The sequence below is a fragment of the Umezawaea sp. genome, assembly GCF_036375055.1.
In the GTDB taxonomy this organism is placed as follows: domain Bacteria; phylum Actinomycetota; class Actinomycetes; order Mycobacteriales; family Pseudonocardiaceae; genus Umezawaea.
In genome coordinates this window covers 1-8244 of record NZ_DASUSQ010000053.1, presented here as the reverse complement: position 1 = coordinate 8244, position 8244 = coordinate 1, and the positions used below count along the sequence as shown (strand labels likewise).

At 73.3% G+C, this 8244-nt stretch carries 8 protein-coding genes; 1 reads left to right on the top strand and 7 read right to left on the bottom strand.

Annotated elements, in window-relative coordinates; translation table 11 throughout:
* The 7 genes from VFZ92_RS15510 to VFZ92_RS15480 all read right to left on the bottom strand — a co-directional run.
* Window positions 1-1651: iron ABC transporter permease (locus VFZ92_RS15510; protein WP_330876623.1), on the bottom strand; the 1651-nt coding region annotated here is incomplete at its 3' end.
* Window positions 1652-1665: 14 nt separating this feature from the next.
* Window positions 1666-2703: an ABC transporter substrate-binding protein gene (locus tag VFZ92_RS15505; RefSeq protein ID WP_330876622.1), complete on the bottom strand. Its 1038-nt coding sequence runs from the start codon at window positions 2701-2703 to the stop codon at window positions 1666-1668.
* 129 nt (window positions 2704-2832) lie between these two features.
* Window positions 2833-3519 (bottom strand): response regulator transcription factor, encoded by a 687-nt coding sequence (locus VFZ92_RS15500; RefSeq protein WP_330876621.1) that lies wholly within the window; start codon window positions 3517-3519, stop codon window positions 2833-2835.
* Entirely contained in the window at window positions 3516-4391 is an 876-nt protein-coding gene (locus VFZ92_RS15495; protein ID WP_330876620.1) for a HAMP domain-containing sensor histidine kinase, read from the bottom strand. Before VFZ92_RS15495 ends, VFZ92_RS15500 begins: the two co-directional genes overlap by 4 nt.
* A gap of 64 nt (window positions 4392-4455) precedes the next feature.
* A complete protein-coding gene (locus VFZ92_RS15490) occupies window positions 4456-5706 on the bottom strand; it encodes a glycosyltransferase family 4 protein (RefSeq protein ID WP_330876619.1) in 1251 nt (416 codons plus the stop codon).
* The gene (locus VFZ92_RS15485) at window positions 5694-7190 is read right to left on the bottom strand and encodes a glycoside hydrolase family 57 protein (RefSeq protein ID WP_330876618.1); all 1497 of its coding nucleotides are present in this window, start codon (window positions 7188-7190) and stop codon (window positions 5694-5696) included. Before VFZ92_RS15485 ends, VFZ92_RS15490 begins: the two co-directional genes overlap by 13 nt.
* Window positions 7187-7951, bottom strand: coding sequence for a class I SAM-dependent methyltransferase (locus VFZ92_RS15480; RefSeq protein WP_330876624.1), 765 nt, complete (start codon window positions 7949-7951; stop codon window positions 7187-7189). The genes VFZ92_RS15485 and VFZ92_RS15480 overlap by 4 nt, the downstream gene beginning before the upstream one ends.
* Window positions 7952-8025: 74 nt before the next feature.
* On the opposite strand from VFZ92_RS15480, the gene VFZ92_RS15475 reads away from it, so the two are divergent.
* Window positions 8026-8244 (top strand): site-specific integrase (locus tag VFZ92_RS15475; protein ID WP_330876617.1); only part of this gene is annotated, 219 nt, incomplete at its 3' end.

The following is an 8244-nucleotide window of genomic DNA, read 5'->3' as shown; positions in this document are numbered from 1 at the left end:
CGCGCAGGGCCAGGCGCACCAGGCCGATCAGCGCGAGCACGATGGCCATCAGCACGCAGCAGTAGGCGAACGCGTTGCCGAACCGGCCCGCGTCGACCTCGGCGAGGATCTGCGCGGCCATGATCTTGGTGTCGGGCGTCGTCAGGAACACGATCGGCGACAGCGTCGTCATCGACCGCGCGATGGCGAACGTCAACCCCGCCAGCAGCGCGGGCCGGATCAGCGGCAGCGTGATCCGCCGGAACGTCGTCGAGTCGTCCGCCCCCAACGAGGCCGACGCCTCGTCGATCGACGGGTGGATCTGGTGCAGGGAGCCCACCCCCGCCCGGACGGCCGCGGGCAGGCTGCGGACGACCAGCACGACCACGATGCCGACGGCGCCGCCGAGCACCGCCGCGCCGCCGACGAGCGACGGGACGACCGTGACGCCGCCGAGCAGGTTCTCCGAGCGGAACGCCAGCACGAAGCCGATCCCGAGCACGGTGCCGGGCACGGCGACGCCGAGCATCGCGACGAAGTCGAGCACGGGCCCGAACCGCGGCAGCTTCCGGACGACCAGGTAGGCGATCAGCACCCCGAGGAGCCCGGCCAGGGGAGCGGCGACCACCGCCATCACGGTCGTGTCGACCATGGCCTCCGAGCCGATGCCGAAGAGCACGAAGTCGAAGTGCGCCAGCGTGAACGCGTTGTTCACGCCCGGCACGGCGGTGAACGCCCCGAACAGGATGGTGGCGTAGACGAGCACGATCACCAGCGCCACCAGGACCGCCACGCCGTAGGCGCAGAGGGCGACCGGGCCGCGGTAGGTCTGCGGCCTGCCGGTGGGTTTCCCGGTGACGCTGAAGACCTTCCGCCGGTCGATCCAGTACCGCTGGAGCAGGAAAACCAGCACGGCGGGGACCATCAGCGACAGCGAGAACACCGCGCCGGACGCCACGTCGTACTCGCCGGTGATGGCGATGTAGGCCCGCGACGACAGCACCGTGAAGTCGCCGCCGAGCACCAGCGGGTTGGCCAGGTCGGCGGTGGCCTCCACGAACAGCAGCAGGAACCCGCCCGCGAGCCCCGGCAGCAGCATCGGCAGCGTCACGGTGAGGAACACCGTGGCGCGGCCCGCACCGAGGCTGGTCGCGGCCTCGTCCAGCGACGGGTCGAGCCGCTCCAGCATCCCGACCAGGGTCAGGTACACGACGGGGAAGAACGACAGCGCCAGCGCGACCGTCAGCCCGTCCAGGCCGTAGATGTCGTACGGCACCCCGAAGACGCCCTGGCTGATCACGCCGTTGCGGCCGAACAGGACGACCAGCGCGGTGGCGAGGGCGAACGGCGGGCTCACCACCGGCACGATGGCGATCACGTGCAGGACCCGCTTGAACGGCACGTCCAGCCGCGTCCGGACGAACGCGAACAGGAACGCGAGCGCCGTGCCGACCGACGCGACGGACAGGCCGAGCACGACGGTGTTGACGACGACGCCGCGGTTGGCCGACGAGCCGACCAGCGACCCTGCGGCGTCCAGGCCCTCGGGCGAGAACGCGGTGAGCACCACCTGGAACACCGGGAAGAGCAGGCCGACACCGAGCACGGTGGTGACGACGACGAGCGAGATCGCGAGCGCCGGCTTCGAGCGGACGCGGTGGAGCACCGACATGCCGTCCCCCCGCCCTAGTTCGCGGGCGTCGCGGCGACGCCCGCCTCGAACCGCTCGACCAGGCCGTTCCTGGCCGCTCCCGCGGCGGCGACGTCGTAGTCGACGAGCTTCACCGCGATCGGGTCGAACGCCTGGGGCGCGGCGGTGGCGTCGGGCGAGGTCGGGCGCTGGTAGGACTTCACCGACGGGCCGATCTCCTGCGCCGCGGCGCTCGCCGCGTAGTCCACGTACGCCTTGGCCGCGTCCGGGTTCCGCGCGCCCGCGAGGATCCCGACCGCGCCGACCTCGTACCCCGTGCCCTCCTCGGGGAAGGTGACGACCAGCGACGTGGAGCCCTCCTCCTGGTACTTGACGCAGTCGTGCGAGAACAGCACGCCGGTCGCGACCTCGCCGCGCCCGGCCATCTGCCCCGGCGCGCTGCCGCTCTTGCTGTACTGGAGCACGGACCTGCCGAACTCCTGGAAGTACCGGAGCCCGGCCTCCTCGCCGCCCTTGACCCGCACCAGCGTGTAGAGCGCGGTGTAGGCGGTGCCCGACGTCGCCGGGTGCGCGATGGCGACCTGCTTCGCGAACCCCGGCGCCAGCAGGTCGTCCCACGACGTCGGCGCCTCCAGGCCGGCCTTGGCGAGCACGTCGCGGTTGGAGCAGAAGCCGAGGGCACCGATGTACACGCCGGTCCAGTAGCCCGCCGGGTCGCGGTACCTCGCCGGGATCTTCCCGGTGGCGGCGGAGGTGTAGGGCTGGAGCAGCCCCTGTTCCCGCGCGGCCTCGTAGCCGTCCGCCGGGCCGCCGTGCCACACGTCGAACTCGGGGCTGCCCTTCGACGCGCCGAACCGGGCGACGGCCTCGCCGCTCGACAGCCGGACGTGGTTGGCGGGGATGCCGGTCTTCGCGGTGAAACCCGCGGTCATCCGCTGGCACCAGTCCTCGGCCGCGCCGCACGCGACGACGACCCCCTTGCCGGGACCGGACGCCTCGGGAGCGCGCTGGGAGCACGCGGTGGCGGTGGTGGTGAGCGCTAGAGCCGCGAGCACGGCTGTCGTCTTGCGCATCGGACTTCCCCCTGTCGGGATCATCTCCCCGGACGGCGTCGTCGGGGCTGATGAGAACGGTAGGGACCGGGGGAGGGCGGTGGCGTCACCGCGAGGTGATGCTCGGTGATGGTGCGGTTACCAACGCCCTCACGGCAGGAGCCGGTAGCCCGCCCCGCGCACGGTCTCGATGTAGTGCGGGCGGGCGGTGTCGTCGTGCAGCCGCTGCCGCAGCCGGTAGATCCCGGCCTTCACCATGTCCCGCCCGCCGACCCAGTCCTCGGCCTCCCACACCTCGGCGAGCAGCTTCCGCCACGACACCACCTCACCGGGCCGGACCGCCAGCGCGGCGAGCAGCCGCCAGTCCCGGTCGGTCAGCGCCACGGACCGGCCCGCCGCCGTGACCACCCGCGTCCGCGCGTCGATCCGCAGCTCGCCGACGGTCACGGGTCCGGTGGCGCGCGGCGAGGTCCGGCGCAGCAGCGCGTTGACCCGCAGCGCCAGCACGCGCGGCTTGAACGGCTTGGCCACGTAGTCGTCCGCCCCGGCCTCCAGGCCCTCGATCACCTGGTCGTCGTCGGACCGGGCCGTCAGCACCAGGACCGGCAGAGCCCCCGCCGCCCTGATCTCCCGGCACAGCGAGATCCCGTCCAGACCGGGCAGCCCGACGTCGAGCACCGCGATGTCGACCCCGCCCGCCAGCCAGGCCTCGCGGGCCCGCAGGCCGTCGTGGACCGTGCGGACCCGCAGGCCCTCGGTCTCCAGGATGAACGCCACCATGTCGGCCATCTGCGGCTCGTCCTCGGCGAGCAGGGCGAGCGGGGCGTCGTCGGTCACGGTGTCCTCCGGTGCGGCAGCCGCAGCATGATGGTGGTGCCGCGGCGCGGCGACGTGTCGACCAGCAGCCTGCCGCCGTGCAGCAGCGCGATCTGCCGGGTCAGCACCAGACCAAGCCCGGTCCCGTCGGCCAGCGGCGAGCCGGAGACGAACGGCCGGAACAGCTTCTCCCGCGCCCGCGGTGTCATGCCCGCCCCGTCGTCGGTGACGCTGATGACCGCCGAGTCGTCGTTGCTGATCACCCGCAGCACGACCATGCCCCCGTTCGCGGTGAACCGCATCGCGTTCGTGCTCAGGTTGACGATGGCGCGGGTGATCAGCCGCTCGTCCGCGGTGACCACCGGCGGGAGCCGGGGCAGGTCGACGGTGATGCGCTGGTCGCGCTGCTCCGCCAGCGGCCGGAGCCCGCGGACCGCGTCCGCGACGACCCGGTTCAGGTCGACCTCCGCGAGCCGCGCGGCGAACACCCCGGCCTCGATCCTGGCCTGCACCAGCAGGTCCTCGGCGATGGCGATGGTCTGGTCGGTCTGGTCGGAGATCGTCGTGAGGAACCGCCGCTGCCGCTCGTTGACCTCGCCGGGGGTGCCCTGGAGCAGCAGGTCGGCGGCGACCTTCACCATCGCCAGCGGCGTCCGGACGTCGTGGCTCACCGCCGCGACCAGGTCGGCGCGGGCGGTGGCCGTCCGGCGGACCTCGTCCAGCTCACCCGCCAGCGCGGCGGCCCTGCGGTCGGACTCCCGCAGGGCCAGCGCCGCCACGGCCGTGGGCAGCAGCACCGCCGCCACGGCCCAGAACGGGCCGACCAGACCGGTGAGCACGGGCCCGGACAGCGCGGCGCACCCCACCGCGACGATCCAGGTCCACTTGGTCACCGGGCCATCATGGACACCCGCGGCGCGCGACGACCACGTTTCGCACCGGAGTGGAGTACCGGGTTCAGACGAACATGTTGCCGGTCGCGATCTTCGGCCGCCCCAGGACGACCGGAGCGCCCACCTCGGCCGCCCGGTACACCTCCACCGTCCCGGCCGCGATCTTCGTCCAGTCGAAGTCCGTCGCCAGCCGCGCCTTCGCCGCCCGAGCCCGGCGCACCGCACCGGGCCGGTCCGCCAGCACCGACCGCACCGCCACCCCGAGCCCGTCCACGTCGCCCGGCGCGAACGACAGACCGGTGTCCCCGTCCCGCACGACCTCGCCCAGCCCGCCCGCCGTCGACGCCACCAGCGGCGTCCCGGCGGCGGCGGCTTCCAGCGCCACGATCCCGAACGGCTCGTACCTGCTGGGCAGCACCACGGCGTCGGCCGCGGCGAGCACCGCCGTCAGCTCCCGGTCGGACAGGTGGCCCACGAAGTCCACCGCCCGCCGCACCTTGTGCTTGCGCGCCTGCTCCACGAGCCAGTCGGCGTGGCTGCCCTCGCCCGCGACGACGAGCCGGGTCCCCCGGTGGGCGCGGCGGACGCGGGGGAGCGCGGCCAGCAGGTCCTGCACGCCCTTCTCCCACTCCAGGCGGCCGAAGAACAGCAGCAGCGGGTCGCCGTTCGGGCTGTACCTCTCCCGCGCCGCGAGGACGTCGGCGGGCTTGACCCGCCAGCGGCGGGGCTCGATCCCGTTGTGCAGCACGGTGATCCCGCCCCGGTCGACGTCGAACAGGTGCGCCACCTCGGTGCGCATGGCGTCCGAGCAGGTGATCAGCGAGTCGGCCCGGTTCGCCAGCCACCACTCGACGGAGTGCACCTGCTGGTTCAACGTCTGCGACAGCCACCCGCTGTGCCGCCCGGCCTCCGTGGCGTGCACGGTCGCGACCAGCGGCACCTCCGCCGCCTCGGCCAGCGCGACGGCCGGGTGCGTCACCAGCCAGTCGTGCGCGTGCACGACGTCGGGCCGCCACCCGCGCAGCAGCGCCAGGCCCGCGCGGGTCATCGCGTGCCCCATCCCCAGCGTCCACGCCACCAGGTCGCGTTCGAACACCAGGTGCGCGGGGTCCTCGGCGACCCGGATCAGCCGCACGCCCTCGGACACCTCGTCCGTCGTGGGGTGGGTGATCGCGTCGCTGCCGGACGGCTGGCGGCACAGCACCACGACGTCGTGGCCCTGCGCGCCGAGCTGCGTCGCGACCGCGTGGACGTGCCTGCCGAGCCCGCCCACGACGACCGGCGGGTATTCCCAGGACAACATCAGCACGCGCATGAGACATCCTCGCACTTCGTGCCCGTCGTCAGTCCCCTGGCGTCGAGGTGGCCGAACGGACCGTCGAGCAGGCGCAGTTCCGCCGCGCGGGCGGTGTCCCCGCGCCGGGTCACGAGTTCGCGGAACCGCTCCGCGTGCACCTTCGCCCGGTAGCGGGCGTAGTCGGCCGCGGAGTTCTTGGTGATCATGAAAGCCCAGTCGCTGGACAGCGACAGCAGCGCCTCCCGCACGGCCTGGTCCAGCACCGGGTCGCGCACCGCGCCGTCGAGGTCCAGCGCCAGCAGTTCGCGCTGCACCTCGGAGTTGCCGTGCACGACGTCGGACACCTGCGGCCCGGCCCACGTGCCCCAGTCCTTGCCCGCGCCCCACGACGACGGCGGCAGGTCGACCCGCCCGCCCAGGTGCCCGGCCTCCAGCGCCCCGCGCAGCGTCGTCACGCGCACGCCCGCGAGCGGCAGCGCCCGCAGCACGGCCTCCAGCCACGCCGGACCCTCGTGCCACCAGTGCCCGTACAGCTCGGTGTCGTACGCGGCCACGACGAGGCCGGGCCGCCCGTGCCGCTGCCTCAGGTCCCGCAACCGCCGCACGACCGCGTCCACGAAGTCCTCGGCGTGCCGCCGCACCACCGGGACGGCCGCCGCGGGCTCGTAGGGCCGCTTGTCCTCGGGCGCGACGTCCACGCCGGTCACCCGCGACGGCTTGAGGCCGGTCGGGTGGTCGTAGGTGTGGAAGTCGCGGTACGCCGGGTCGCCGGGGTAGCCCACCTGCGGCGACCACACCCGGTAGGACACCTCCAGGTCGCGGCCGAAGCAGACGACGTCGGAGTCGCCGACGGTCCGCGCGGCGGAGGTGTCGCCGTTCAGCGACGGGCCGTCGACCACGAACCGCCGCACGCCCGCCGCCGCGTAGCCGGTCTCCATGCCGGGCGCGTAGCCGCACTCCGGGGCCCAGATCCCCTCGGGCGTCGAGCCGATCCGCAGCGCCGTGTCCTCCAGCCCGGTGCGCAGCGCGAACGCGCGCAGCCGGGGGTCGAGCAGCGGCTGGAACGGGTGCGTCGCCGGACCGCCGAGCAGCTCGACCACGCCGGAGTCGACCAGCGGGCGCAGCACCGGCGAGAACCCGTGCCGCCAGCGCGTCTCGAACCTCTCCAGCGCCCACGCTGACCGCTGGTGCTCGTACGAGCTGAGGTCCGCCAGCCGCCGCCCCGCGTAGTGGGCCCTCAGCTGCCAGTTGCCCAGCCAGTCGTGCACGCCGCGCAGGCTGTACGGGTCGTCGAGCTGCGCGGCCAGCACCGGCGTGACGCCGAGCGTGAGCACGTCCCGGCGCCCCTCCGCGGCGAACCGCTCCAGCAGGTCCACCACGGGCAGGTAGGAGTGGGCCCACGCCTGGTACAGCCACTCCTCGCCGACCGGCCACCCGCCCTGGTGCGCGAGCCACGGCAGGTGGCTGTGCAGCACGAGGCAGAACGTGCCCTCGTCGGTCATGCGCGGACCGCCACGGCCACCAGGTCCAGGCTGGTGTCCAGGTCGTCGGCGGTGAGGTCGAAGTCCTCGCTGCGCACGGAGGTCACGGCGGCCAGCAGCTCGGGCGACCACCCGCCGCCGGACAGCACCACGTCCACCTGGGCCTGGATGATCGAGCCACCGAGCGCGGCGTCCAGGCCGAGCAGCCTCGGCCCGTGCCGCAGCCCGGTGAGCGCCTCGACCCGCAGGCCGGGCACGTCCAGCAGCTCGTGCAGCTCGTCGGGCGCGAGTTCCCTGGTGTGGAACGGGTTGTGCGGCTTGTCGAGCCCCGGCGAGAACGTCAGCCGGTTCGGCGTGGTCATCAGCAGCCTGCCGCCGGGGCGCAGCACCCGCACGCACTCGGCGACGAACTCCTCCTGGTTCCACAGGTGTTCGATCACCTGGAGGTTCGCCACCACGTCCACGCTCCCGGTGCGCAGGGGCAGCGACGCCAGGTTGCCGCGCACCACGGCCAGCTCCGGGTAGGCGGCGCCGACGTGCGCGGCGGTGAACGCGTCGTAGTCCAGCGCGACGACCCGCGCGGCGCGTTCGGCGATCAGCTTCGCGCCGTAGCCCTCGCCGCAGCCCGCCTCCAGCACGACCGCGTCCGCGCAGTGGCGCAGCAGGTCGAGGTAGGCCGCCTCGTGCCTGCGGAACCAGTAGTTCTCGTGGCTAACTCCTGGAAGCGTACGCTCGCCGGTCAGTGGCAGGCAAGGTACTTCACCTGCTGTTACGTCGGTCATCTCGATCGACTCCTTGCCGTCGGGCGTTCCGCACATCGTTGCTTGCCACGAGAACTTCGCCGTACGCTAGCACTGTGAATCTGCTGGTCGACTGGGTGGACGAGTGGGCTCTGGAATTGCGGGCCGGAACGGTATCGGAAAAGACCGTCGAGGTGTACGTCCGGGCCGTCAGGCAGTTCGTCGGATGGCTGGGGCGGGCGTACCCGGAGGTGACCACGCCTGGTCAGATCACGCCGAAGACGTGCGCCGCGTGGATGCGGGCACGACGTGAGGACGGCAGGGCCGAGGCCACG